The sequence below is a fragment of the Actinomadura rupiterrae genome (genome assembly GCF_024172125.1).
GTDB lineage: Bacteria > Actinomycetota > Actinomycetes > Streptosporangiales > Streptosporangiaceae > Spirillospora > Spirillospora rupiterrae.
In genome coordinates this window covers 920,850-945,766 of record NZ_JAMZEA010000002.1, presented here as the reverse complement: position 1 = coordinate 945,766, position 24,917 = coordinate 920,850, and the positions used below count along the sequence as shown (strand labels likewise).

Annotated in this window: 24 protein-coding genes; 10 read left to right on the top strand and 14 right to left on the bottom strand. The window is 70.2% G+C overall.

Annotated features, from left to right (window positions below; genetic code table 11):
- Positions 1-143 precede the first annotated feature (143 nt).
- Together FHU30_RS08845 and FHU30_RS08840 are read left to right on the top strand one after the other, a co-directional pair.
- Positions 144-1,082 carry a helix-turn-helix domain-containing protein gene (locus tag FHU30_RS08845; RefSeq protein ID WP_308211236.1) on the top strand — a complete coding sequence of 313 codons (939 nt, stop codon included), beginning with the start codon at positions 144-146 and terminating at the stop codon, positions 1,080-1,082.
- Positions 1,079-1,333, top strand: coding sequence for a DUF397 domain-containing protein (locus tag FHU30_RS08840; RefSeq protein ID WP_253873812.1), 255 nt, complete (start codon positions 1,079-1,081; stop codon positions 1,331-1,333). Before FHU30_RS08845 ends, FHU30_RS08840 begins: the two co-directional genes overlap by 4 nt.
- Before the next feature lie 109 nt (positions 1,334-1,442).
- Here FHU30_RS08840 and FHU30_RS08835 read toward each other — a convergent pair whose 3' ends face one another.
- The 3 genes from FHU30_RS08835 to amcB form a co-directional block, all read right to left on the bottom strand.
- Positions 1,443-2,108 (bottom strand): pentapeptide repeat-containing protein, encoded by a 666-nt coding sequence (locus FHU30_RS08835; protein WP_253873810.1) that lies wholly within the window; start codon positions 2,106-2,108, stop codon positions 1,443-1,445.
- Between the two features lie 88 nt (positions 2,109-2,196).
- A complete protein-coding gene (locus tag FHU30_RS08830) occupies positions 2,197-2,337 on the bottom strand; it encodes a hypothetical protein (RefSeq protein ID WP_253873808.1) in 141 nt (46 codons plus the stop codon).
- Positions 2,338-2,342: 5 nt separating this feature from the next.
- A complete protein-coding gene (gene amcB / locus FHU30_RS08825) occupies positions 2,343-3,488 on the bottom strand; it encodes a cyclophane-forming radical SAM peptide maturase AmcB (RefSeq protein ID WP_253873806.1) in 1,146 nt (381 codons plus the stop codon).
- 182 nt (positions 3,489-3,670) lie between these two features.
- Here amcB and FHU30_RS08820 point away from each other — a divergent pair, with 182 nt between their 5' ends.
- A complete protein-coding gene (locus FHU30_RS08820) occupies positions 3,671-4,186 on the top strand; it encodes an NUDIX domain-containing protein (protein WP_253873804.1) in 516 nt (171 codons plus the stop codon).
- On the opposite strand, the gene FHU30_RS08815 is transcribed toward FHU30_RS08820, so the two are convergent.
- Entirely contained in the window at positions 4,183-5,628 is a 1,446-nt protein-coding gene (locus tag FHU30_RS08815) for a prenyltransferase/squalene oxidase repeat-containing protein (RefSeq protein ID WP_253873802.1), read from the bottom strand. The two genes, FHU30_RS08820 and FHU30_RS08815, sit on opposite strands and share 4 nt — an antisense overlap.
- Before the next feature lie 169 nt (positions 5,629-5,797).
- Positions 5,798-6,865: a GNAT family N-acetyltransferase gene (locus FHU30_RS08810; RefSeq protein ID WP_253873801.1), complete on the bottom strand. Its 1,068-nt coding sequence runs from the start codon at positions 6,863-6,865 to the stop codon at positions 5,798-5,800.
- Positions 6,866-6,895: 30 nt separating this feature from the next.
- Here FHU30_RS08810 and FHU30_RS08805 point away from each other — a divergent pair, with 30 nt between their 5' ends.
- Positions 6,896-7,363, top strand: a complete 468-nt coding sequence (locus tag FHU30_RS08805; RefSeq protein WP_253873799.1) for a MarR family winged helix-turn-helix transcriptional regulator — start codon at positions 6,896-6,898, stop codon at positions 7,361-7,363.
- Positions 7,364-7,528: 165 nt separating this feature from the next.
- Positions 7,529-9,511 (top strand): serine/threonine-protein kinase, encoded by a 1,983-nt coding sequence (locus tag FHU30_RS08800; protein WP_253873797.1) that lies wholly within the window; start codon positions 7,529-7,531, stop codon positions 9,509-9,511.
- On the opposite strand, the gene FHU30_RS08795 is transcribed toward FHU30_RS08800, so the two are convergent.
- A complete protein-coding gene (locus tag FHU30_RS08795) occupies positions 9,508-10,491 on the bottom strand; it encodes a hypothetical protein (RefSeq protein WP_253873795.1) in 984 nt (327 codons plus the stop codon). The genes FHU30_RS08800 and FHU30_RS08795 overlap by 4 nt on opposite strands.
- A gap of 35 nt (positions 10,492-10,526) precedes the next feature.
- Positions 10,527-12,746, bottom strand: a complete 2,220-nt coding sequence (locus FHU30_RS08790) for a WD40 repeat domain-containing protein (protein ID WP_253873793.1) — start codon at positions 12,744-12,746, stop codon at positions 10,527-10,529.
- 235 nt (positions 12,747-12,981) lie between these two features.
- Between FHU30_RS08790 and FHU30_RS08785 the strand changes: the two genes are divergently transcribed.
- Positions 12,982-13,917, top strand: a complete 936-nt coding sequence (locus FHU30_RS08785) for an NBR1-Ig-like domain-containing protein (protein WP_253873791.1) — start codon at positions 12,982-12,984, stop codon at positions 13,915-13,917.
- A 69-nt stretch (positions 13,918-13,986) separates the two neighbouring features.
- Here FHU30_RS08785 and FHU30_RS08780 read toward each other — a convergent pair whose 3' ends face one another.
- The 4 genes from FHU30_RS08780 to FHU30_RS08765 form a co-directional block, all read right to left on the bottom strand.
- Positions 13,987-14,946 carry a SpoIID/LytB domain-containing protein gene (locus FHU30_RS08780; protein WP_253873789.1) on the bottom strand — a complete coding sequence of 320 codons (960 nt, stop codon included), beginning with the start codon at positions 14,944-14,946 and terminating at the stop codon, positions 13,987-13,989.
- 36 nt (positions 14,947-14,982) lie between these two features.
- Complete coding sequence (locus FHU30_RS08775) at positions 14,983-15,888, bottom strand: peptidase inhibitor family I36 protein (protein ID WP_253873787.1); 906 nt, start codon at positions 15,886-15,888, stop codon at positions 14,983-14,985.
- Between the two features lie 122 nt (positions 15,889-16,010).
- On the bottom strand, positions 16,011-16,877 hold the full coding sequence (locus FHU30_RS08770; protein WP_253873785.1) for a peptidoglycan-binding domain-containing protein: 867 nt from the start codon (positions 16,875-16,877) through the stop codon (positions 16,011-16,013).
- 255 nt (positions 16,878-17,132) lie between these two features.
- Positions 17,133-18,395: an MFS transporter gene (locus tag FHU30_RS08765; RefSeq protein WP_253873783.1), complete on the bottom strand. Its 1,263-nt coding sequence runs from the start codon at positions 18,393-18,395 to the stop codon at positions 17,133-17,135.
- Between the two features lie 107 nt (positions 18,396-18,502).
- Between FHU30_RS08765 and FHU30_RS08760 the strand changes: the two genes are divergently transcribed.
- Complete coding sequence (locus tag FHU30_RS08760) at positions 18,503-19,003, top strand: MarR family winged helix-turn-helix transcriptional regulator (protein WP_253873781.1); 501 nt, start codon at positions 18,503-18,505, stop codon at positions 19,001-19,003.
- 241 nt (positions 19,004-19,244) lie between these two features.
- Positions 19,245-20,387, top strand: coding sequence for an acyl-CoA dehydrogenase family protein (locus tag FHU30_RS08755; RefSeq protein WP_253873779.1), 1,143 nt, complete (start codon positions 19,245-19,247; stop codon positions 20,385-20,387).
- Here FHU30_RS08755 and FHU30_RS08750 read toward each other — a convergent pair.
- The gene (locus tag FHU30_RS08750) at positions 20,362-20,775 is read right to left on the bottom strand and encodes a DUF2000 domain-containing protein (protein WP_253873777.1); all 414 of its coding nucleotides are present in this window, start codon (positions 20,773-20,775) and stop codon (positions 20,362-20,364) included. The two genes, FHU30_RS08755 and FHU30_RS08750, sit on opposite strands and share 26 nt — an antisense overlap.
- A 62-nt stretch (positions 20,776-20,837) precedes the next feature.
- On the opposite strand from FHU30_RS08750, the gene FHU30_RS08745 reads away from it, so the two are divergent.
- Together FHU30_RS08745 and FHU30_RS08740 are read left to right on the top strand one after the other, a co-directional pair.
- Positions 20,838-21,671, top strand: a complete 834-nt coding sequence (locus FHU30_RS08745) for an AraC family transcriptional regulator (protein WP_253873775.1) — start codon at positions 20,838-20,840, stop codon at positions 21,669-21,671.
- Positions 21,668-22,666, top strand: coding sequence for an ADP-ribosylglycohydrolase family protein (locus FHU30_RS08740; protein WP_253873774.1), 999 nt, complete (start codon positions 21,668-21,670; stop codon positions 22,664-22,666). Before FHU30_RS08745 ends, FHU30_RS08740 begins: the two co-directional genes overlap by 4 nt.
- An 809-nt stretch (positions 22,667-23,475) precedes the next feature.
- Here FHU30_RS08740 and FHU30_RS08735 read toward each other — a convergent pair.
- Complete coding sequence (locus FHU30_RS08735) at positions 23,476-23,898, bottom strand: TIGR03668 family PPOX class F420-dependent oxidoreductase (RefSeq protein ID WP_253873772.1); 423 nt, start codon at positions 23,896-23,898, stop codon at positions 23,476-23,478.
- Positions 23,899-23,919: 21 nt separating this feature from the next.
- Complete coding sequence (locus tag FHU30_RS08730; protein WP_253873770.1) at positions 23,920-24,729, bottom strand: enoyl-CoA hydratase; 810 nt, start codon at positions 24,727-24,729, stop codon at positions 23,920-23,922.
- Positions 24,730-24,917: the final 188 nt, after the last annotated feature.

Genomic DNA, 24,917 nt, shown 5'->3' with positions numbered 1-24,917 from the left:
GAAAATGCGCTCACGGATTGTTCCGAACCGCTTCCGGAGTGTCTTCGAGTAGAGCAGCATGCCTCCCGTACGGCAAGACGCCCGCGGGAATCTGCGAAGCGAATTTCCGCAGGTCGGAGACCCATTGCACACCCTGCGGCCGGATGCTTTCATTCCGAGTGAAAGGCCGCCTCGTTTTGAAGGAGGTGACGCGGATGCCGGACGCCCCGACGGGTTCGACCGTCCCCCGACGACAGCTCGGCCGGTACCTGCGCCAGCTTCGGACCGACGCGCGCATGACTGTCAAGGCGGCCGCCGAAGCGCTGGAGTGGTCCGAAGCGAAGATCTGGCGGATCGAGACCGGCAACACCGGCCTCCGCTCCCTGGACGTGGAGACCATCTGCCGCGTCTACGGAGCCCCCGACCACATGAGGCTGGCCCTGATGGGCCTCGCCCGCGAGACCAAGTCCAAGGGCTGGTGGCACGCCTACGGCGACGTCATCCCCGAGGGCTTCGACCTCTACATCGGCCTCGAAGAGGCCGCCGTCAGCTTGGAGCAGTACTCCCCCGAGCTGATCCCCGGCCTCCTCCAGACCCCCGACTACTACCGGGCGCTGCTCAAGCGGAACCGTCCCGGACTCCAGCCCGACGAGATCGAGCGGAAAGTGGCGCTGCGGAAGCAGCGGCAGGTGCTCATCACCCGCGTGACCTCACCGCCGACTCTCCGGCTCGTCCTCAACGAGGCCGTCATCCGCCGTCCGGTCGGCGGCACAGAGGTGATGGCCGACCAGCTCAACCGGCTCGCGGAACTCAGCGAGCTGCCCAATGTCTACGTCCGCGTGGCCCCTTTCGACAGAGGCGCGCACCCGGGGTTCGACACTGGACCGTTCATCATCCTGGGGTTCCACACCAGTGGCGACGGTCACGACCACGAACCACCGACCGTGTACGTGCAGGGCTACACCGGAGCCCTCTACCTGGACAAGGCTCACGAGGTCGCCCAGTACTCCGGTGCGTTCAAGAACATCTGGGAGGACGCGCTGTCCGAAGCCGACAGCACGGATCTCTTCCGGCAGACAGCAAGGGAGATGCACGAGCCATGATCACCGATCACCTGTCCGCCGTGTGGCGCAAGTCCAGCTACAGCAACTCCGATCAGGAGTGCGTCGAAGCCGCAGCCTGGCGCAAGAGCAGCTACAGCGACGCCGAGCGGGAGTGCGTCGAAGTCGCCAGGGCAGAAACCGCTGTCGGTCTGCGTGACAGCAAGGCCCCCGAGAACGGGCACTTGGAGTTCGCCCCGGCCGCGTTCGGCGGGTTCCTCGCCCGCGTCAAGTCCGGCGACCTCGACCTCTGACACCCCATCGGACGACCCCGGCGATACGTACCGGCTCCGCTAGGGTCGTCCTAGAGGCCGTGCTGCCTGTGGCCAAACGCGCGCCGGCTCGTCTGCTGCTTCCTCTCCTTCACACGCTGTCTTCGATCGTCAGTTGCAGCTCTTCCAGATAGGCCTGGGTGAGCTGCGGAATCTGATCTTCGGAGAGGGTGGCGCCGGTCAGGTTGGCGGTACCGGTGAGGGTTTCGATGTTGCTGCCGCGTAGGTCGGCGTCGCGGAGTCTGGTGCGGGTGAGTTGGGTGCCGGGCATGGGGCAGTCGGCGAGGACGATGCCGTCGAGGCGGGAGTCTTCGATGATGGTTTCGCGGAGGGTGCAGTCGATGAAGGCGACCGAGCCGGTCGCTTGGATGGCGGTCAGGGTGGCGTAGTCGAGGCGGCAGCGTTCGAAGACGACGTCGGCCATGGTGATGCCGCTGGCCTGGAGGCCGATCAGGCGGCTGCCGGTGAAGACGCACCGGTCGATCTTGACCGTGTTCCAGCGGTTGGAGCTGAGATCGCAGTCGGTGAAGGTGGTGTTGCCGACTCGGGTGTCTTCCAGTTGGAGCCCGTCGAGTGTGACCGTGTGGAGGCGGCAGTCGATGAGCCGGCGTTTGATCAGTTGGAGCCGGGACCAGTCGGTGTCGCGGGCCTCAAGGCCGATCAGATCGCCGCGGGCCGGGGGCTGGTCGGTGGCGGTGAGGTCGAGTTCGGTGGAAGGCAGCAGGACCTTGATCTCGCGGATCGTCCGGACGTCCATGAGCGCTGCCCTTCGTGGTTGGACGCCCGGCTCCGGAACACCATGGCCGGTGTTCCGGAGCCGGGCCTGTTGATCGCCTGGCCGGCGGCTAGTTCTTCTTCCAGTTGTCCCAGGTGGGGCGGTTGTCGAAGACCTCGGGCGCCAGGTCGGGGGCGCCGGTGAGGATGTCGGCGAGGAACTCTTCCAAGGTAGTGGCGGAGGTGGTCTCCAGCAGCTGAAGCACGGGCATGGTTTCTACTCCTTGATGGTTGCTGCGAGGGCGTTGACGAGGGCTTGCCGGGAGTTGCGGCAGTGGGCGGTGGTGGTCGCGGTGAAGGTGCCGGTCTCGAAGTACTTGTTGGCGGCGTGCCCTCCGCGGCAGAACGCCCAGTAGTCGCAGGTGTCCTCGCAGGCGTCCAGTCCGGCGAGAACGTCGTTGATGTAGGGGGCCTGGTCGGCGGTGCGCAGCATGCTGGGGAGTGAGGTGCTGAGCACGTTGGCGATGACGAAATCGTGATGGTCGTCGTCTTTGATGCCGAGTAGCTCGGGGGACATCAGGACGGTGTCCCCGTTCCAGGCGACGGTGGGAATCGGGTCGTGTCTGGCGGTGGACCATTCCTCCTTCCGCCCTGTGCGGGCTTGGGCGAGGTAGGCGGCGAGCTGGTCGGTCTCGCGGACTCGCAGATGCGGGTGGCGGGACCGGGCGGCCAGCACGCCCTCCCAGAACGCCTGGGCGGCGTCGTGGGTGACCGGGGTGCGGGTGTTGGTCCCTTCGAACTCCTCGATGTTGAACCCGACGTGGGTGCAGCCCAGGTCGGCGAAGAAGGCCATGAGGGCGTCGGGGTCATGGATGGTCTCGGGTGACACCACGCAGATGACGCTGAACTCCAGCCGGTGGGCTTGCAGGAGCCTGATGCCACGTATGGCCCTGTCGAACAGCGGTTTCCCGGCCCAGTCGACACGGTTCACGTTGGCTGCGCGTGGGCCGTCGATACTGACTCCGATGCTGAACCGGTAGCGGCGGAGCAGTTCGCACCAATCGTCGTTGAGCAGGAACGCGCCGGTCTGGATGGAGTGCTTGACCTTTCCCGCGTGGCGAAGGTCCTCGAAGGCGTCCAGCCGTCGACCGAACTCGCTGATCGCGAGCGCGGTGGGCTCTCCGCCGTGCCAGACCACGCTCACCGGCTGATCGATGTCGTGCCGGCGGTCCTGCTCGGCGATCGATCTCGCCACGGCTTGGGCGACCAGGGGCAGCAGCTCGCGGCGCTGCCTTCTGGTCGGCAGGTAGCAGTAGTCGCAGTCACCCGGGCAGAGGCTGGTCGGCTGGATGACAACGGTCTGGAAGGTGCGGCCGATCCGTTCGTCGTAGCCGCGCCGCGGGCGGAGGGCGCTGGTGTCCATGAGTGAAGAATCCGACAGGTCCGCCCGGCTTCCCGATGACACTTCGATGTCATCGCCCCTGACCTGTCCCTGCCGCTCCGATGACATGTCAGGCGCCCCGCAGGGAGGTGGCCGTCCGAGGGCGGGGGCGGCCTCTCTTTTCCGCCCGAGTGATCACCATGGGTGGGTACTGTGGCCGTGTGGTGCGACGTTCGATCCTCATCCAGGACGACGAGGTGTCCAAGAACCTCGGGCTCGTCCTCATCTGCTCGGGCTACCTGGTCGAGCAGGGCAGGGTCCTCCTCGTCCACCACAACCGGTTCGACAAGTGGGTTCCGCCGGGTGGTCATATCGAGCCCGGCGAGACGTTCGCCGAGACCGCGGTTCGTGAGTTCAAAGAAGAGACCGGGCTGCTGGTCGAAGCCCTTTCGTCCCAGCCCGGAATCCATCCACCGGACGACAACGCGACTCCCGAGCCTGTGCCGTTCTATGCGGACCTGGAGCGCGAAGGGTTCGCCACCCCTGCTCTGGTGCAGTTCTTCTACGTTCGCCGGGCAGCCGCCAGCCACGGTCAGGAGTTGGCGGCCGAGTTGTCCGAAGTACACGATGCCCGCTGGTTCGGTCTGGCCGAGCTCGACGACCTCAAGACTTTCGAGCAGGTTCGGTCGCTGGCCCGGTTCGCGCTCGGCAACTACCCCATCGAAAGCGAACGCGCCTAGCCGGGCCGACCAGCGCTGCCGCGTCCCTCGGCGGGGAGCGCGAGTTGGTAGCCGCTCCCCTCCGGGGTCTGGCAGGTGACGATCAGCCGGACCGGGGCGCCGTTGAACTCCCGGCTGATCGCGGCGTTGATCCGCTGCACGTATTTGGGGATCGACGATGGCGCGACATGCATCAGCGCGGCGAGTCGCCGGACGGTCAATCCGGCCGGATGGTGGTGGAGCAGCACGGCCAAATCGAACAGCCGCCGGGTCAATGTGCAGGTGACGGCGGCTTCGGTGGTCGAAACGACGAGCTGGGTGCCGTCGGAGAACAACGAGACCTCACGCAGCGGCGTTGGCGGCACCTCCAGTGAAGCCGATGCCTCCGCCCGTCCCGTCATGCCGAGCTGGGCCACTCTGGTCCGAGCCTCCTCATACGCGCACACGCTGTAGTAGGCGGCTCGGATCGTCGCGCGGCGGCCGGACGCACCAGGCTCGCTCCACAATCCTGCCTCGCCGTCCCAGAGCTCGTCCATCAGCTTCCACGCCCTGATCAACCGCTGGTCGCCCGGGTTGGCTCCCGCTCGCAGTGCGGCTTGGACGCCCAGCGCGTAAGCCATGTGCTCCCATGCGGTTCCCTGCACGTCTTTGTCGTCCTCGACGAACGTCTCCCAACGGGAATGGTGACGCAGCAGCCAGTTGCCCGCTTCGGCCACGACCTTGTCCGCGGGCAGCAGTACCGGGCTGCCATCAACCCCGCCCACCTCCAGCGTTCGGTCGGCCCAACGGGCAGCGTCGACTGCCAGCAGGCACAGCGCGGTCTTACTCGGCGAAGGAGCGGTCTCGACATACGTCCGCCATCCCCACGCCCCGCTGGAGCGACGGTGATACAGCAGCCCGGCCAACCCATGCTCGACCAGGGCTGCTGCCCGTTCCACCAGAGCACTGGTGTTCGTCCCGTCCGGCAACACCAGGTCGGGGCCGAGCCCGTCCACCACGTCCCGCAGGCGTGCCATCGCGAGCACGGCCAAAGCGGTCTGACGCAGCGAGGTGTCGTCGATGCCGACAACCTCGGGCCAGCCCTGCTCGATGCGATGCTCCTCCAGCCAATCCACACACCAGGCGGCCGTCCCGCACACCTGCGGCTGGGTGAAGAACTCCGGGAAGTACAGCAGGCCGGTCAACCCGAAGCACACGAACCGGGTGTTCTCGCCGCGCCCGCCCTTCTGCCGGGGGCGGCAATGCTCCTCCACGGCGCCGGAGAGGAAACCAAGTGCGGCACGGACTGGGCTGCCCCCGATCCCCGCCGCGCGCAGCACCGCGAGCACCTCACTGGTGTGCACGATCGACGACACCGACGACAAGGTCAGGCCCCACCCGCCGTCAAAGCCCTGGCATTCCAGCAAAGTACGCCCCGAGACGGCCAGCCGCTGTTCGTAAGACCCCAGCCCGACAAGCTTCACCGGCAATCACCCTCACCGCATGAGACGTCACAAGGAGCAAACCACGCGCGGCGGAATCCAAGCAGGCCGTCTGGGAAAGGCGGAGCAGGTTCGGGTCGTTGGGCGGCTTGTCCTGGACGGGCTCGGCGAGCGATGGTCAGGAGGGGCGCGCTCGTCGGCGGGGGTGCTGCTAGGCGACGTTTCTTTGGGTTATTTCCTTGGTTAGGCGGGTTGTTTCGGCGTCGCTGGTGGGTGGGGCTGGGCGGTAGCCCTCGCTTTGGTAGAGGGCGATGTTCTGGCGGCTGTGGGTGCCGGTGTGCAGGACGACGCGATGGCAGGTCGGGTCGGCCGCGGCTTCGGCGGTGCGCAGCAGCCAGCGGCCGAGTCCCTGGCCTCGCAGGTCGGGGACGACGGCCAGGCGGCCCAGGTGCCAGTCGGTGCCGACGCGCCGGGCCCGGACCATGCCCAGCAGCCGGCCGTCCCGCCACAGTCCCATGGCGTCCCAGGTCGCGAGCCACTCGCCTGTCTGCTCCGGTGACTCGTGCAGGGCCGGGATGTCCAGGGTGTCGTTGGCGAGGGCCTCGTCCACCCAGCAGCACCGCTGCATCACCGTGACCTCGGGAGCGTCATCGGGGGTCAGCCGTCTCAGGTAGAAACCGGGCAGCGGGCCGGACAGCTCCGCTTCGCGCATCGGACGCAGGGCGTGGGCGACCCGGACCAGCTCGTCCAGGACGCCGACGGCCGCCGAGGCGAGAGTGGCGCTCGGGCGGATCCGTCCGTCTTCGACCGCTTCACTGATGCGTATCGCGACGGTGCGCCCCAACGGCACGAGGCGCAGTGTGGTCACCACCTGCTTGGCGTGCTGGACCGAGCGCGTGCCCGCGGAGGTGTTGCCGTAGCTGACGAAGCCGATCGGTTTCCAGGCCCACTCGCGACCGAGGTAGTCGAGCGCGTTCTTCAGGGTCGCCGGCATTCCGTAGTTGTACTCCGGCGTCACCACGATGAAGCCGTCCGCGGCGTCCACGAGCGCGCTCCATCGCCGGGTGTGCTCGTGCGCGTAGACCCCGGACGACGGGTGCTCCTCTTCGTCCAGGAAGGGCAGGTCGAGGTCGCCGAGGGCCAGGTGCACGAGTTCGGCGTCGAGCTCCCCGGCGCGAGGCGCGAGCGTGTCGGTCAACCACGTGCCGACCGCCGGGCCGAGGGCGCCGGGCCGGCTGCTGCACACCAGGACGAGGACGCGCGCCGTTTTCGTTGACATGGAAATGAAAGTAGCCGGTAGATTGATGACATGTCAAAGAAGTCTCCGGCGGAGAGCGTGCGCTGGCTGAGCCCGGACGAGGAGCGGGCATGGCGGGCCTACCGGCGCATGGTGGTCGCCGTGCAGGCCGCCACGGCGCGCGACCTGGCCGCGGCCGGGCTCTCCGAGCCCGACTACGAGGTGCTCAGCACGTTGTCGGAGCGCCCCGACCACACCAGCACCCTCTGGGAACAGGCCGCCAAGATGCGATGGTCCCGCAGCCGCCTCTCCCGGCACGCCACCCGGATGGAAGAGCGCGGCCTCCTGCGACGCGCGCCCGACCCGGCGGACGGCAGAGGATGCCTCCTCATCCTCACCGACCACGGCCTGGACACCCTCAAGGACGTCGCCCCGGCGCATGCCGCCTCGGTGCGACGCCACTTCGTCGACCGGCTCCCGCCCGAGGACCTCGACGCCGTCGAACGCATCGCCCGCAGGTTCGAGGACATCGAGGGCTGACGGTGAGCGCCGGTCGGCCGCGCCTACGACGGCGGCCGGTGAGGACTCGGCCACACAGCCAGCCGTCGGTGTTTGCTTGAGGGATACGATCACCTCGTCGTCAGGGGACGCGCCCTTGCGGCGCCCGTCGTGCGGGTTGGGGTGGGGATGCACCCGGGAGACGAGTTGGCCGGCCGGTATCGGCTGGTGGAGCTGCTCGGGCGCGGCGGCATGGGCGAGGTGTGGCGGGCGCTGGATCTCACTCTGGACCGCTCGGTCGCGGTGAAGGTGCTGCTCGGGGGCCGGTCTCAGGACGAGGCGCTGGCGCGGTTCCGGGTGGAGGCGAAGGCGGCGGCGCGACTTGACCATCCTCGGATCGCGCTTCTTTACGACATCGCCGAGCATGGTGGCTTGCCGTTTCTGGTGTTGGCTTTGTTGCCGGGGCCTGATCTGGCGGCGGAACTGGACGCCCATCAGGGCGGGCTGCCTGTCGAGCGCGTATTGGAGTACGGCGCGCAGGCTGCTGAGGGGCTGGCGGCAGCGCATGCGGCCGGGGTGATCCATCGGGACGTCAAGCCGTCCAACCTGATGCTCGACGGCAACGGCGGCATCAAGATCTGCGATTTCGGGATCGCGCGGCTGGAAGATGGCTCAATGCGGCTCACGCCGTCCAATGGCGTCCTGGGGACGCTCGCCTACATGCCGCCTGAGCAGGTGTACGGCGAGAAGGTCGACGCGTCCGCCGACGTGTACGCGCTGGGCGCGACCTTGTTCCACCTGCTGACGGGCCGCACCCCGTACGTTGGCCCCGCGCACACCATCGTGACCCGGCACCTTCGGGGCGAGAAGCCGCCGGCCCTGGGCAGCGTGCGTCCTGACATTCCTACGGCGCTCGGCGATTACGTCGCCTCGCTGCTCGCTCCGGATCCTGCCAGAAGGCCGTCCGCCCAGAGCATCCCGGCCACGCTCCGTTCGTTCACCGGAGCGGCCGAAAGACCGCATCCCCGGTTCCGTGTCCTGGTGGACGACGCCGAACGCATCGCCCGTTCCACATCCCATCCAGAGGCGGAGCTGCTCGCAACGATCGCGAGTCTCGTGGGCGGAAGCGAGCCTCAGCGAGCTCGCATCCTGCTGGCCGATGCCGAACGCGCGGCCCGCTCCGTCAGCAATCCTCGGGATCGTGCATGGACGTTGACGAAAGTCGCGAAGGCCGTAACCGGTAGCGCGCCGAGCCGAGCCCGTGCGCTGCTGCGCGAGGCCGAGCGCACCGCTCTCTTCCTGGATCCCGACCCGCAGATATCAATCTTCGGCCCGATCGCGGCGGCGATGGCCGTCATCGACCCCAGCGAGGCCCAACGCATGGCCCGAGCCATCCCCGCCCCTCACGCGACGGCCCTTGCGATGGCAGATGTCATCGGGCAAATGGCCCTCACCGATGCCGTCGGCGCCGAGCGCATCGCCAGGGCCCTCCCCGAAACGGATGGACCGGCAAGGTCGTTGACAGCGGTCGCGGAAGCGGTCGCCGCCACCAATCCCGCCGAGGCCGAACGCATCGCCCGCTCCATCCCTGACCTCATCCCCCGAGCCCAAGCGTTAGCGAAGGTCGTGACGGTGATGGCCGCCGGTGACCCAGCGCATGCACGCGCGTTGCTCGCCGATGCCGAACATAGCGTCCGCACCGCCACTCACCTCGGTGACATCGGATATACAGCCGATGTATTGGCCGTAGCGATGGCGGCGATGGCGGCCGCCGACCCATCACGGGCCGGGGCCCTGTTGAGCAAAGCCGAAGGCATCGCGCGTACCATCCCCACCCCGTTCGCACGGATGCGCGCTTCCGCCGCCGTCGCTGCTGCGGTGGCCCCGGCCCTTCCCGCCGAGGCCGAACGCATCGCCCGCGCCGTCCCCGAGGGCGCCCTTTTCGGGCGGGCTGAGGCGCTGGAGATGGTCGCGGGGGCCGTGGCCAAGGCTCACCCAATCGAGGGCGAACGCATCGCCCGTTCTGTCGACGAGCGCGCAAGGCCTTGGGCCCTGAACGCGGTCGCGGAGGCCTTGGCCGGCACCGATCCTGTCGAAGCCGAACGCATCGCCCGCACTATCAGAATCCCTTCCGTGCGGGCCATGGCGTTGCTGGCGATCGCCCGGGAGATGGCGCCGGACGGTCGTTAGAGCGCCGGGGCCCAGAGGGCGAGGGCTCGGTCGGCGTTGAGTTGGCGGTCGGGGAACGGGGTTTGCGGGCCCCAGGCGTTGTTGCGGAGGCGGGACCACCAGATGCGGGGGTCGGCGCCGGCGCCTTTCCAGGCCATGATGACGTCGCCGGTGCTGATAGCCGCCAGGGCCGGGGTGGCTGAGGTGAGGCGGTCGGTGAGGGACAGTGGACGGGTCCAGACGCCGCCGTTGACCGACCAGGCCCAGGAGATGTGGTCGTCGTTGGCGTTGTGCCAGGCCGCGTGGAGAACGTTGCCGTCCGAGACGAGTGCGGGTTGCGTCCTGGCGGCGGCGAAGGGGATCTGGCCGCTCTCCTGCCACAGGAATTGCCCGCTGGTGGTGTGGTCGTCCCCCTGGAGCCAGTAGATGCCGGTGTCGTCGGCATCGTCGGACTTGACGCCACGGCAGGCGATGTACAGGCCGTCCTGATGGGTGTCCCAGGCGGCGGAGATACCGGTGACGTACTGGAAGCCCAGTTGCGCCTTGGGTTCGTCACCGGGCGTCATGGGGTGCACCCACCTGCCGTTCACCAGTTCCGACCACGCGATGTGGTGCCTGGAGTCCGGGTCGTTCCAGAACATGAGCGTATGGCCCTTGAAGTTGACCACCGTCGGGTACTGCTCGGTCTTGAAGTTCGACGGGATCTGGTCGCCCCAGTCGTTCGCCGCCGCGTCCCACAGCGAGTACCAGATGCGCGTGTCGCCGGCGACGCCCTTCCACACCATGCAGGTGGGCGACTGGTTGCCGCTGATGGACGGCACGCTGCTGGTGGCACGCCCGTCCCGCAGCGGACGTGTCGGCGCCCAGCGCACCTCCGACCCGATGCTCTCGCTGTTCGGCGCCCAGGTGATCCGGTCGTTGCCCGCCACCTGCTGGGACCAGGCCATCGCCGGGGCCCTCGTCCTGTTCAGCTGCGGGATGGCCCCCTGCTCCTCGGACATCGCGACTCCCCCGTTTCCCGTCCGGAACTCAGCCGTTAGTCGGCCCCGATCGCCCCGATGTTCCGTCCGCGTCCACTTTCGGCCTCCAGGACGGCGGTGTCGGCGCCGAAACGGACCTCCAGGCCCGCTTCGGTCGCCGAGACCTTGGTGATCGGCGCCGGGAAGGTCATCGCCGGGCCCTGCCCCTCGCCTGTGGCGAGGTCCCACGTTCTGAGGGTGCGGTCCTGGCCGCCGCTGATCACGACGGGACGTCCGTCCAGCTCGGTGTGGCAAAGCGACGTGATCGTCTTGCTCTTGTCGTCGAGCTGGGCGGGGATTTCGGGCGTCCCGATCTGCTGGAGCGTGGTCAGGTCCCAGCGGCGGACGGTTCCGTCCTCTCCCCCGGTCACGGCGATCGGGCGTCCGTCGAGGTGGGTGCAGGTGAGGGCGGTGATGTACAGCTTGGTGCCGAGGCCGGGCCGACCTTGGGCCTCCTCGCTCCACTTCAGGTGGCCGTGCATCGTGCCGAGCGGCTCGCCGGACGCCAGGTCCCACATCCACAGCTCGGCGTGCTCGCCACCGGCCAGCGCGACAGGTCGTCCGTCCATTTCCGTGCAGGCGACCGCGAGCATCGTCTCGCTGTCGTGGGGCCATGGCTTGGATGCGTCAGCACCGGCCTTCAGCGGCGCGAGTGGCTCCCCGGTCAGGACGTCCCACCGCCGAACGGCCGCGTCGGATTCACCGGCCACCAGGAGAATCGGGCGGCCATCGAGAACCGTGGCCGCAACGTCCCGGATCGTGAGCAGTTCTTCCGCAGCGAAGGAAGGCCCGAGTGGGTCGCTGGTGGCGAGGTCGCGGAGTTGCAGCCCAGCTTCCCAGCTGCCGATCAGCGCAACGGAGCGTCCGTCCAGCTCGGTGGTCGCCAAAGTGTCCGCGCCGGACGGCTCGGCAGTGCGAGAGCTCCCCTGCGGGATCGCCTGGGGCGACAGGTTCCAGAGGAAGACCTGGTCCCGCATGTCCACAGTGACCGCGAAGGTAACCTTGTCGACCTCGGCGATGGCCGCCTCCATGACAGAGCCTTGATGCCCGGTCAGGGCGCCGCCGAGCTGGAAACCGTCCGTCAGGTTCCACGCGCGGACCGTCCAGTCCGGTGCGGAACCGGCCGTGACCGCCAGGGTTCGTCCGGACGCGGAAACGCAGTTCAGGCCACCAATGGAGTCGGTATGGCCGGACGAGAGCGGCTGGCCGACCGGTTCGCCGTCTGCCAGATCCCACATCCGGATCTGGTGGTCGTTGGAGGTCTCGGCATCGACGCCGCTTCCGGTCATGAGCACCGGACGTCCGCCAAGCTCGCCGATCTCGATCGCGCTCAGCCAGCCTGGGGGCTCGACCGTCATCTGGCCGGTCCAGGCGCCGGAGGCCCGGCTCCACACCGTCACCGTGTCGGGGACACCGGTGGCCACAACGGGCCGTCCGTTCACGATCGCGCAGGCGACCATGGCGATGTCGACGTCGGAATCGCACAGCGGCGTCCCGCCTGCCTCATCCCAGACGGTCACCCCTCTCCCGTGGATGTAGGCGGCGATGATGGGACGGTCGGCGCAGACGGTGAACGCGACGGTGGCGAGGTAGCCTGCCGGGCCGGTGACCGGATCTCCTACCGGCTCCCCGCTGGTCAGGTCCCACACCTGGAAGCGCGCGGTCTCGGCGGCCTCAAGCCAGCCGCCGCAGCGCTCCTGTTCCGCTGCCAGCGCCAGTGACCGGCCGCCGGCCCTGGCGAAGGCGACGACGTTCCGGACGTCGGCGAGGGCGGTTCCTGGCGGGACGAGCACGGTGCCGGTGGCCATGTCCCACATGCGGATTCCGGAAGCGCCGCCGTGAACGGCGACAGCACGGCCGTTCAGTTCGATGATGGTCACCGCTCGGCCATGCTCGGCCCCTTCCAGCTGGAACAAAAAGCGCGGCCGGGCACCGGAACCGGTGGACTCGGTTACTTTCCAGAGTGGTTTTGGGGCGTCCGTAATCGGGATGTCGGCGAAACGGGCGGACAGGTCCGGGGAACCCCAGCGGGCGGCGTCCAAGGCGAGCAGCTGGCGGCGCACGCTGGGAGTCGCGTGGCGGTGCGCGTGCAGGGACGTCCGGTAGACGGCGGCGGCGAGGCGGGCGGCGTCGTCTTCCGCGTGCTCCAGGAGCGGGACGACCTGGGCGGGGTCGGCATGGACGAGGAAGACGCAGTCGGTCAGCAACGCGTGGGACGGAACCTTGGCGGAGGGCATGCGACCGGACGGTAGCGGTCACCTGTGACAGGCCGCTGAGCTTTCGCGCCGGGGCGTACATCAGCTGGACGCGTGGGGTTTGTCTCCTGGTGCACGTTCAAGCTTGAGTAAAGCGCGTGGGCGCTGTTAACTTCTGCCGGTGGACGACGTGCGTGCACGGGCGGAGGCGATTGAGCACTTCGCAGCGGTTCTACGAGAACTGCGAAACTCCGTGGGTAATCCTTCTTTCCGGGAGATGTCCGGTCGGTCAAAGGCGATTTCGCACGCGACGCTTCACGAGGCCACGAAGGGGAACCGGCTTCCGAGTTGGTCCACCACCGTCGAGTTCGTCAAGGCGTGCGGCGGGGAGCCCGCCGAGTACCGGGAGCGCTGGGAGGCGGCGAACCTCGTCGTCCGGTCGGTGACCACCGGCGGCAATCCCGTCGTGGACGTCCCCCCGCAACCGGCAAGTCCCGTCGACGTCCCCCCGCACCCAACGGGCACCTCGGGGCAGCCCGCCGCCAAGGTTCTGCCAGAGGGCTGGATCACGGGTGAGGTGGTGTCGGCCGAAACGACGCAGCCCAGGAGCGCTGTCGAAGCCACCCTGCTCGCCGTCCCAGAAGCAGCGAAGCGGAAGCGCAAGCGGCTCGGTCCGCCGCTCGCGGCGGCGGGTGCGGCGGTCACGCTCGGCGCGATCGTCGTCTGCGCGGTGGTTTTCGGCCAGGGCTCGAACGAGCCGCCGGGGCACGACCTGAACCCGTCCGGGGCGAACTCGGAGGCGACGGTCTCGTGCCCGGTGGTGGGACCGCCGGCCACGGCGCTGCCGGCCGCGCACAAGGGCGACGAGTCCATCTTCGTCAAGGACGTCACGCTCGCCGACTGCACGCACGTCGGGGCCGGGAAGACCGTCACCAAGACCTGGCGGATCAAGAACATCGGGACCGTTCCGTGGAAGGGGTACTGGCTGGCCCGGATCGACGTGCCGCAGAAGCCCGACCAGTGCCGGACGTCCGAGCACATCCCGATCAGGGACACCGAGCCCAAGGAGACCGTCGACATCTCCACCGAGGTCGTCACGCCCGCCAAGGGCGTTCTGTGCTACGTCCGGTTCAAGATGATGGACGCCACCGGAACGGTCGCGTTCCCCGGCAAGCGTCCGGTCAACTTCCAGATCGTCGTCGACGGGCCCTAGGCAGCCCCAGTCCTCCGCCGCGGCGTGCAACCCCAGTGGGCACCGCGGCGGAGGACCGCTCGGAGGGGATCAGGAGAGCGCGATCCCGCGGTAGTAGTAGCGGAGGATGCTCGCGTAGCCCCAGCCCGCGTTCGCCTTGTCACGCGAACCGAACTGCGACATCCACTCGCCGTCGCGCCACGCGCCGCACGCGGACGACGTCGCGCAGTACTGCGCCTGGAAGATGGATCCGCCGCGGGTCATCCGCGTGCTCCACGTCGCGTCCACGGCGGCGTTGGTGGACGTCACCGCCGACCCCGGCCGGTACACCTGGCTCGACGTGCTGTCGTAGACGTCGAAGCACTGGCCCCAGGACGTCTTGCGCGTCGAGTGCAGCGCCCAGTACCAGCCGTAGCTCTTCACGGCCACGGCCCCCGCGCGCAGCGACTCGCGCGGCCAGCTCGACACCCACTCGTTCGGCAGGACGTTCTTGACGTACGTCCGGAAGTCCACCCGGTCCACGCGGTGCAGGCCCGTTCGGTACACCAGGATCGAGGACGGCAGCCTGGTGTTCGAGCCGTCGGTCTTGCAGCCGTGCGGCGGAGGGGGCGGCGGAGGCGGCGGGGTTACGGACATGAACTGGTGCGAGGCGTTCTGGTTCTTCAGCCAGGCGTCGAGGTTGCCCTTCGCGCCCGCGCGGACCTCCTGGAAGCGGCCCCCGTAGCGGCTGTTGAAGTACACCCGGACGGTGACGCTGCTGCGGTTCCAGACCGACGCGGCGTTGTTCTTGACGCAGACGCCCTTGCCGGCGCCCGCGCCCTTGAACTCGAAGCAGGACGGCTGCTTCGCGCCGTAGTCGGCGACCGAGCCCGTGAAGTCCGAGACCGAGCCCTTCTCGCCGCTGTTGAAGTAGTAGCAGAACTCGCCGGGGTCGCAGACGCCGTTGCGTCCCGCGGCCATGGCGGGCGAGGTGGTGGCGAGTATCGTCCCGCCGACCACCATCGCGGCGGTGACTGCGGACGCCCGCGGGATCAGCCGTGCTTTGCGCATCGACACACTCATCCTTCGGTGGGGGGTCGGCCGGGGTCAGCGGACGTTGTAGCCCTGGGAGATCCAGAACGAGGTCGGGTTCGGGTTCTCCAGGTTCCAGTCGTTCACGCTCTTCGCGGCGAGGGTCTTGCGGCCGAGCCGCATCTCGACGTGGGTGTGCGCGCCGGACGCCGACGAGATGCCGCGGTAGGACTCGCTGGCGATGAGCTGGCCGCGGTTGACCCACTGGCCGATGCGCAGCGAGCCGAGCGGCGCGGAGTGCAGGTAGATGATCGTCTTGTTCAGGGACGAGTTGTACACCGCGATCGTGGACAGCCCGGACCCGCCGGTGCGGCCCCAGACCACGTTGATGATCTGCCCGGCGACCAGGGCGTGCACGTCCGAGCCGATGCCGCGGGCGATGTCGATGCCCTCGTGCCGTCCGGGGGTGCCGTGGTAGCCGTCGAAGCCGCAGGTGATCCGGCCGCCGTTCGCCAGGTACAGCGCCCACGACATGTTCGTGTGCTGCGAGGGCGGCGGCGGGGTGGATCCGAGGTACTGGTGCGAGGCGTTCTGGTTCTTCAGCGCCGAGTTCAGGTTGCCGCGCGCACCCGGGCCGAAGTCCTGGTACCGGCCGCCGTAGCGGCTGTTGTAGTACACCCGGACGGTGCTGCCGCTGCGGTTCCACACGGACGCGGCGTTGTTCTTGACGCACACGCCGCGTCCGTTGCCGGCGCCCTTGAACTCGTAGCAGGACGGCTGCTTGGCGCCGTAGTCGGCGACCGAGCCGGTGAAGTCCGACACCGAGCCCTGGTTGTTGCTGTTGAAGTAGTAGCAGAACTCGCCGGGGTCGCAGACGCCGTTGCGTCCGGCCGCCATCGCGGGCGACGACGACGCGACGACGGCCCCGCCAATGGCCGCCGCGGCGGTCGCCGCGCTGAGGAACTTGTTGAGGGTGCGCATGGTCTTCTCCTTCTGCGGATGCGGGGTTGTGGATGTGGGGTCAGGGACGAGGCGTCAGAGGCGGGGGTCCAGGCGCGGGGGCAGGCGCGGGGGGTCAGGGGCGGGAGCGTCGGGAACGGGGGTCAGGGACGGGTCGGGTGGACGAGGCGGAGGTACTCCTCCCACGTCCGGATCGGGGTGACCTTCGGGCCGTCGTCCGGGCCGCGGCCGGCCAGGCCGTTCTCGCCGAGGTAGTAGTCGCCGATCTGGTGCTGCGCCTGGCTCGACAGGTCGGTGTCGTTGATCGCGGCGGCGTGGATGTGCCACGGCCAGTCGCCCTGCGAGGGGTTGCGGACCCAGGCGGCGAAGCCGACGCGGCGCAGCGCGCGGGCGACCGAGGTGCGGGTCGCGGCGCTCATGCCCTTGACGTCCACGTCCACGACGCCGCCGCCGTCGTGGGTGCCCGCGGACGTCGGGTCGCCGCCGGGGTTGTAGGACCCCTGGTCGAGCGTCAGCCTGCGGTGCAGGAGCCGCTGCGCCTCGGCGAGCATCTTCTGCGTCCGGACGTTGATGACGAACGCGCCGATGTGGACGCGCGGTCCGGGCGTGATGACGTGGGCGACCTTGAAGCGTCCCTCACCGAGCTTGGTGAGGGACGCCTTGCCGGGCAGCCCGTTCGCGCCGAGCCCGGTGTAGCCGAGCGACTTCTGGTACTTCGCGAAGGCGTCGACCGTCATCGTGCCGAAGTAGCCGTCCACCCACTTCTTGTCGAGCAGGTGCCGGTCGGACAGCGCCCGCTCGACGAGCAGGACGCTCGCCTTCGCGCCCGGCGTGAGCGTGCTGTCGGGACGCCGCGGGTCGATCTGGGCCGCCTTGACGACGGCCTCCATGTCCACGCTCGGAAGGGCCCTGGGGGCCCGCGCCGGCGCCGCCGATGCCTCGGGCGCACCCGTCAGGGCGGCGAGCAGGACCGCCGCCGAGAGGACGGCGGCGCGGGAACGCGACTTCATCGGATCTCCTGTGCTGGACCGGGAAAGCTCCGTGGGCGGAGCCACCGCCAGGGGCGGCTCACCACGCCGAAGCGTCACGGCTCGGCCCGGATGTCAACAAGGGATCCGGTGTCGTCAAGTTGTCAGAACGCCGCCGACCAGGGCGGATGCGGCGTCTGACACTCGTCTGACGCCGCACCGCCCCGGTCGGCGGCGCTGCTGGGTGGCTACGGTCAGTGGCTAAGGACGGTGGCTGGCGACGCTGGGGGGCTACGGTCAGTTGCCTCGGGCGCGGTAGATCGCGGCGGAGGTGCCGAGGATCAGGACGGCGCCGAGCCACAGGACGCCCCGGAGCGCGAGGTGGTCGACGACCAGCCCGCCGAACAGGGCGCCGAGCGCGATCGCGAGGTTGAAGAGCGCGGTGTTGAGGGCGGTGGCCGCTTCGGCGGCGTCCGGGGCCGAGCGCAGGATCCAGGTCTGGACGCTGACCGGGATGCCGCCGAAGGCCAGTCCCCAGAGGACGAGGAGCGCCACGCCGCCGACCGGTTTCGCGCCGAGCAGCGGGAAGAGGGCCAGGACGGCGGCGAGGGTGAGGCTGACGGTCATGATCGTCCGGCGGACGTCGCGGGAGAGCAGCATCCCGGCCAGGAAGTTGCCCGCGATCCCGGCCGCGCCGAACAGGAGCAGCAGGCCGCCGACCGACTTGCCCGGCAGGCCGGACAGGTCGCGGAGCAGGGGGTTCACGAAGGTGAAGGCCGCGAAGTTCCCGCTCACCAGGAAGAACGTCGCGAGGATGCCCGTCCGGACGGCCGGGACCCGCAGCTGCTCGCCGAGCGCCCGCAGCCGCACCGCGTTGTCGGCGGGCAGCGACGGGAGCAGCGCGACCAGCGCGCCGACGATCAGCAGGCCGAGGACGGCGACCGAGACGAACGCGATCCGCCAGTCGGTGACGCTGCCGATCAGGGTCCCGGCCGGGATGCCGAGGACGTTCGCGGCCGTCGCGCCGCCGAAGGTCAGGGCCGTCGCCTTCGGGACGGCATGGGACGGCACGAGCCGCACGGCGATCCCGGCGGCCATCGCCCAGAAGCCGCCGATGCCGATGCCGACCAGGAAGCGGGCGGCGAGGAGCGTGCCGAAGTTCGGGGCGAGCGCGGTCAGCAGGTTCGCCGCGACCATCAGGGAGATCAGCCCGATCAGCACGTGCCGGCGGTCGAGGCGGCGGATCGCGACCGGCAGCAGCGGCGCGGCGGCCGACGCGACCAGGCCCGGGACGGTCACCATCAGCCCGGCCGTCCCCTCCGAGACGTGCAGGTCGGAGCCGACGGAGCTGAGCAGGCCGACCGGGAGCTGTTCGAGGGTGACCATCGCGAACGTCCCGGAGGCGACCGCCCCCACGCCGAGCCAGCGCCGTAGCGGCACCTTCTCCGGGGCATCGGCCACTGCCCGGCCTGCGGCCTGGGCGGCGGCCTGAGCGGTCTGGACGGGCTCGGTGGTCTGGTCTGTCTGGACGGGCTCGGAGGTGGTCCGGGTGGAGGCCATCGCGCGAACTCCTTCATCTTGATAATCTCAACGTTGAGATAACATCACAGAGGTAGTTGAACGTCAAGTCTCTTAGCGTTGAGAGATACGTCGCAGAGGGAGTGCGCATGGGCGACGCGATGGACGCGATCCTCGAACAGTGGGCCCGCGAGCGGCCCGACCTGGACCTCTGGGCGATGGGCGCGAACGGCAGGATCGCGCGGCTCCGGCACCGGCTCCAGCAGGCCAACCACGAGTTCTACCGGCAGCACGGCCTGGAGAACCACGAGTTCGACATGCTCGCCACGCTGCGCCGCTCGGGCGAGCCCTACGCCCTGACACCCGGCGCGCTGCTGAAGGCGTCGCTCGTCACGTCCGGGGCGATCACGAACCGGATCGACAAGCTGGAGGCGAAGGGGCTGGTCGAGCGGGTCCGGGACGGCTCCGACCGGCGGTCGGTCCGGATCCGGCTCACGCCGCGCGGGCTCGACCTGATCGACGGGCTGATGGGCCCGCACGTCGACAACGTGGCGCGGATGCTGTCCGCGCTCTCACCCGAGCAGCGCGAGCAGTTCGACACGGCACTGCGCGTACTCCTGGAGTCCCTGGACGACACGACCATCCGCTGACCAGTAGGCATCCGCTGACCCGTGCGAGTCCGCTAACCCGCATGCGTCCGCCCGCCCATACGCGCCCCCCGTCCGGACGCGCCCAGCGGCATCCGCCTGCCCGCGCACATCCGGCGGCTCGCGCACGTCCGGCGGCCCGCGCACGTCCGCCTGCCCGCGCACGTCCGCCTGGCCGCGCGCGTCCGGCGACCCTTATGCTTGCCAAGCAAGCGTTTGGCCGAACTGCGTCGGGAGGCGGGCGATGGGCCTGGTCGAGACCGAGGAGCTGCGGGAGCTGCGCGCCATGCTGCGCCGCTTCTTCGCCGAGCACGCGCCCGTCGCCGAGGCGCGGCGGCAAATGGCGACGCGCGACGGCTTCGACCGCGAGCTGTGGCGGCGGATGGCCGGTGAGCTGGGCCTTCAGGGGCTCGCCGTGCCGGAGGAGCACGGCGGGTCCGGGTTCGGCGTGCGGGAGCTGGCCGTCGTGTTCGAGGAGATGGGACGCGTCCTGTACTGCGGCCCGTTCCTCGCCACGGTCGGCCTCGCCCTGCCCGCGCTCCTCGCGGCCGGCGCCACGGACGACCTTCCCGGCATCGCGGACGGGACGACCATCGCCACCCTCGCCTGGACGGAGGACGACCGCTGGGCCGCCCCGCCCGCGATGACCTGCGAGGACGGCCGCCTCACCGGCACCAAGACCTACGTCCTGGACGGCCACACGGCCGACCTCGTCCTCGTCACGGCCCGAACCGGCACCAGCACCGGCACCGGCACAGACACCGGCAGCGGCAGCGGCACTGGCGTCGCGCTGTTCGCGGTGGACGGCGACGCACCCGGCCTGACCAGGACGCCGCTGCCCACGCTCGACCAGACGCGCAAGCTCGCCCGCCTCCACTTCGAGAACGTGGACGCACTTCTGATCTCGTCCGATGCCGAAGCCGTCCTCGCGCGCGCACGCGATGTCGCCGCCGCGCTGCTCGCCGCCGAACAGGTCGGCGGGGCCGAACGAGCGCTCCAGATGACCGTCGACTACGCGAAGGTGCGGGAGCAGTTCGGACGTCCGATCGGGAGCTTCCAGGCGGTCAAGCACCGCTGCGCGGACATGTTCGTCCAGGTGGAGTCGGCGCGGTCGGCGATGCTCAACGCGGCCGCGGCCGCCGACGACTCCCCCGGCGAGCTTCCGGTGGCCGCCGCGCTCGCCAAGGCGTTCTGCTCGGATGCCTACTTCCACGTCGCGGGCGAGACGATCCAGCTCCACGGCGGCATCGGCTTCACCTGGGAGCACGACGCGCACCTGTACTTCAAGCGCGCGAAGTCGTCCCAGGAGCTTTTCGGCCCGCCCGCAATGCACCGGAACCGGCTCGCGGACCTCGTCGGCATCACGGGTGCAGCGGCAGCCCCTTGAGGATCTTGTCGATGGGGTTGCGCGGGCCGTGCAGGGCGATCCCGACTAGGGGAAGGTCATCGGACGCGCGGTCCGCCACGGTCGCGCGGTTGTCGGCGTCGTTCCCGGTCTTGAACATGTCCTCGATATAGACGGCCTCACGGATGTCGTCCCGCGTGAGCGCGCGCGCATGAGCCGCCGCCAACTGCTCGGCCGACGCCACGTAGACGAGGACGGGCTGGCCGAACATCGGGAGGTAGCGGTTACCCGAGGCGTCCTCGTAGGGCTCCCCGATCAGGGCGGGCTCCCCCGCGGCGACCGCGCTGGACAGGAACGCGGTCACGTTGAGCCGCTGCCAGGCGGCCAGGTCGTCGCGGACCACGATGGCGATCTTGGTGTCGAAGCGCATGCGACGAGCATCACCGAACCCGCAGGTCGTGGTCTTGAACGCTCGTGCGCCACCATGGACGGATGGACGGGGACGGACGGGCGGAAAGGGAGTGGACGCGGTACTGGCGGGCGCCGGACCGTCCGGTCGAGGCCATGTACGCGCATTTCGAGCGGCACGTGTACCACCGGCACAGCCACGAGACGTACTCGTTCGGCGTGACGGAGGCGGGTGCGCAGGCGTTCCGCTGCCGGGGCGGCGCGCACACCAGCGCCGCCGGGATGGTCATGGCGTTCAACCCGGACGATCCGCACGACGGGCAGGCCGCGGACGCGCTCGGATTCACCTACCGGATCGTCCATCTGGGGCCTGAGCTGGTCGAGGACGTCCTCACGGACGCGCGGATCCGGGGCGGCGTGCCGCTGTTCGCGTCCCCGGTGGTGTCCGATCCGGTGCTTGCGGCGAGCCTGCGCGACCTGCACAGCGGGCTGGTCGGCGGCGCGTCCGCCCTCCGCCGGGACGAGCTGACCACCCGCGCCGTGACGGCCCTCGCCCATCGCGCCGCGCGCCTCTCCGCTCCTCGCCCCCAGCCGGACGGCGCTGTCGCGCGCGCACGAGAGATCCTGCACGACCAGCCCTTGGCGGACGTGACTGCCGACGAACTGGCCGAAGCCGCCGGGAGCAGCCGTTTCGCGCTGTACCGGGGTTTCCGTCGCGCCTACGGAATGGCGCCGAGCGACTACCAAAGGCAGCTGCGGCTCCGCGAGGCGCGCAAGCTCCTGCGCGCGGGGACACCGGCCGCTGACGCGGCTGCGCTCACGGGCTTCGCCGACCAGAGTCACATGCACCGATGGTTCGTCCGGTACTACGGCATGACGCCGGGAACCTACGCGTCCGGGGCACAATGGGCCAGATGAGACGAGTCAGCGGGAGCCTGTTCGGCCTGGCCTACGGGGACGCGTTGGGAGCGCCCACCGAGTTCCTGAACATGAAGCAGATCCACGAGCGGTTCGGCCAGGACGGTCCGCGCGACTTCGAGCGGACGCCCGCGCTCGTCACCGACGACACGCAGATGGCGCTGGCCGTGGCCGAGGGCCTGGTCGACGCCCTACGCAACCCGCCGTTCACCGCCAAGCTGATCACCCCGATGTGGCGGCGGCGCTTCGTCGACTGGCTGCACGACCCGGAGAACAACCGCGCGCCCGGAAACACCTGCCTGCGCGCCTGCGAGCGCCTGGACCGCGGCCTCCCCTGGGAAGAGGCGACGCAGATCGGATCCAAAGGCTGCGGCGCGAACATGCGGGTCACGCCGGTCGGCCTCGCTCCGGGCCTCACCGACGACTCGCTCGCGGGCGCTTCCCAGCTCCAGGCGGCGCTCACGCACGGCCACCCCACTGCCCTCGCGGCGAGCGAGCTGACGGCCTTCACCACCCGCTGGCTCGCCGACGGCATGGCCCCCGCCGCCCTCCCCGCCACCCTGCGGGAGCGCGCGCTCGCGCAGCGCACGGTGTACCGGGAGGACTGGCTCGGCGCGCTGTGGACGCACGCGCAGGACGCGTCCCCCGAGGCGTTCATCGCGCGCGGCTGGGACGACTGCCTCGCCGTCCTCGACCGCCTGGACGCGGCGCTCCTGCACCCCGACCGCACCGCCGACCCCTGCGCCGCGACCGGCGCAGGCTGGATCGCAGAGGAGGCCTTCGCGACCGGCCTCTACTGTTTCCTGCTGTTTCCGGACGACCCGGTCTCGGCGATCTGGCGAGGCGCGGCCAGCTCCGGCGACTCCGACTCCATCGCCTGCCTAGCAGGCGCCTTCGCCGGCGCCCACCAAGGCATGGACGCCTGGCCAACAGAATGGTCATCCCAAATCGAATACTCCGCCCGCCTCCAAACCATCGCCAAAGCCTGGGACTAACCCCCCCAGCCTGAGAGCCGCGCCACGCCCGGCCGCTCTCGGGGCCGCGCAATCCAGCCAAGCTAGAAGCCGCGCGCTCCCCGCGCGCCGGGAGTCGCAAGCCGTCCGGCCACTCTGGGGCCACGCCGCCCGGCCGCGCTGGGAGTCACGCGCCATCCACGCAGGCCGGAAGCGCGCACCTTGCGGCCGTGCTGGGACGGGCCGTCCAGCCGAGCAAGGAGTCGCGCAATCCCCGAGCGCCGGAAGTCTTCGCGGCCCGCGCTGGGGCGCACGCGCCGTCCGGCCGGGCCGGGGGGCGCGCCATCCGCGCAGACCAGGAGCGCGCACTATGCGGCCGCTCGGGGGTCCAGCCGAGCCGGGAGACACGCGATCCGCACGCGTCGAGAGTCGCGCGCGCTGCGGCCCGCGCTGGGGCGCGCCATCCGGCCGGGCCGGGGGCACGCCATCCGCGCAAGCCAGGAGCGCGCACTATGCGGCCGCTCGGGGGCGCGCCGTCCAGCCGAGCCGGGAGACACGCGATCCGCACGCGTCGAGAGTCGCGCGCGCTGCGGCCCGCGTTGGGGAGCGCCGTCCGGCCGGGCCGGGGGCGCGCCATCCGCGCAGGCCGGGAGCGCGCACTATGCGGCCGCTCGGGGGCGCGCCGTCCAGCCGAGCCGGGAGACACGCGATCCGCACGCGTCGAGAGTCGCGCGCGCTGCGGCCCGCGCTGGGGGGCGCCATCCGGCCGGGCTGAGAGTTGGGCGATCCGCGCGCGGCGGGGATCGCGCGCTTTGCGGTCGCATCTGGGGGACGGGCCGTCTGGGCGGGCGTTAGGGCTGGGCCGTCCAACCAGAGAGGCGGTCGATGACCAGCTCGATCAGCGGGCCGTCGGGGCGTTGGTCGCGGTAGCGGGGGTAGCGGGCGGCGAGGAGGTCCAGGGGCGCGGCCATCGCGGACGGGTCGGTGATGGCGTGTGCGCGGCAGTCCGCGCGGACCCACCACAAGCGGTCCCAGTCGTCGTCGTAGTGGTCGGCGAGGACGGCGGCGCGCGGGTTCGCGCGGAGGTTCGCGAGCCGCCGCAGGTCGCGGCTGGCCTTGGGCTTGTGGTCCACGGCCGTGAACACGCTGCCCCGCGCCAGCGCGAACGTGATCGGGACGAGGTGCGGGCGGCCGTCCGGCGCGACCGTGGCGAGCCGGGCGACCGGCGCGGCGGCCAGGCGGGCGCGCGCCCCCTCGTGGCTCAGGCTCGGCACCCGCCCATCACATCACACGCCTCAGTCGGCGAAGCGCGGCGGACGGCCCTGCTTGCGCGCGGCGGTGGCCTCCTCGAAGTTGCGCGTGGTGAGCCGGACGAAGAGCTGGCCGAGCCCCTCGTGGTCCATGTGCGCGTCGAGGCTTCCGGAATCCAGGCTCGCCCACAGCATGCGCTTGGTCAGCTCGACGCCCGGACGGCTGAACCCGGCGATCCGGTCGGCGAGGTCGTAGCAGGCGTCCAGCAGCTTGTCCGGCTCGACGGCGCGCGAGACCAGGCCGATGCGCTCGGCCTCGGCGGCGTCCACGTCCCGTCCGGACAGCATGATCTCGAACGCGCGGGACGACCCGATCGCGCGCGGCAGCAGGTAGGACAGGCCCAGCTCGCTCGCCGTGAGCCCGTTGTTGATCCCGGCGGCGCGGAAGTAGGCGTCGCCGGACGCGGCGAGCCGGACGTCCGCTGCGAGTGCCAGGCACAGCCCGCCGCCGATCGCCGGGCCGTTCACCGCCGCGATCACCGGTTGGTGCATGCGGCGCAGCGTCCGGATCACGTCGTCGAGCAGCTCCATCGAGCGCAGCGCGATCGTGGACACCGTGAGCCCGTCGATGCCGGGTATCCGGCCGGGCGACTCCTGGTCGGCGCCGGAGCAGAAGCCGCGCCCGGCGCCGGTGACCACGACCGCGCGGACGTCGTTGTCGCGCGAGATTTCGGCCAACGTGTCGCGGAAGGGGACCATGACGTCGAACGCCATCGCGTTCATCCGCTCGGGCCGGTTCAGCGTGACCAGCGCGATGTGCGGACGGGGCCGCTCGACCAGCACGAAGTCGGACATGGACTTCCCTTCTCGCGACGGACGCGATGCTCCCTAGCAAGCGCTAGGTTACGCACCACCACCCGCCACCGCCCGACGCCGGCCCGCACCGCGACGCCGAGGCGTCGGAACCGCACAGCACCGAAGCGTCCGCGCCAGGTGCGGGGTTGCACAGCGCGGAGGCGTCCCTCCCGGATGCAGAGCTGCTC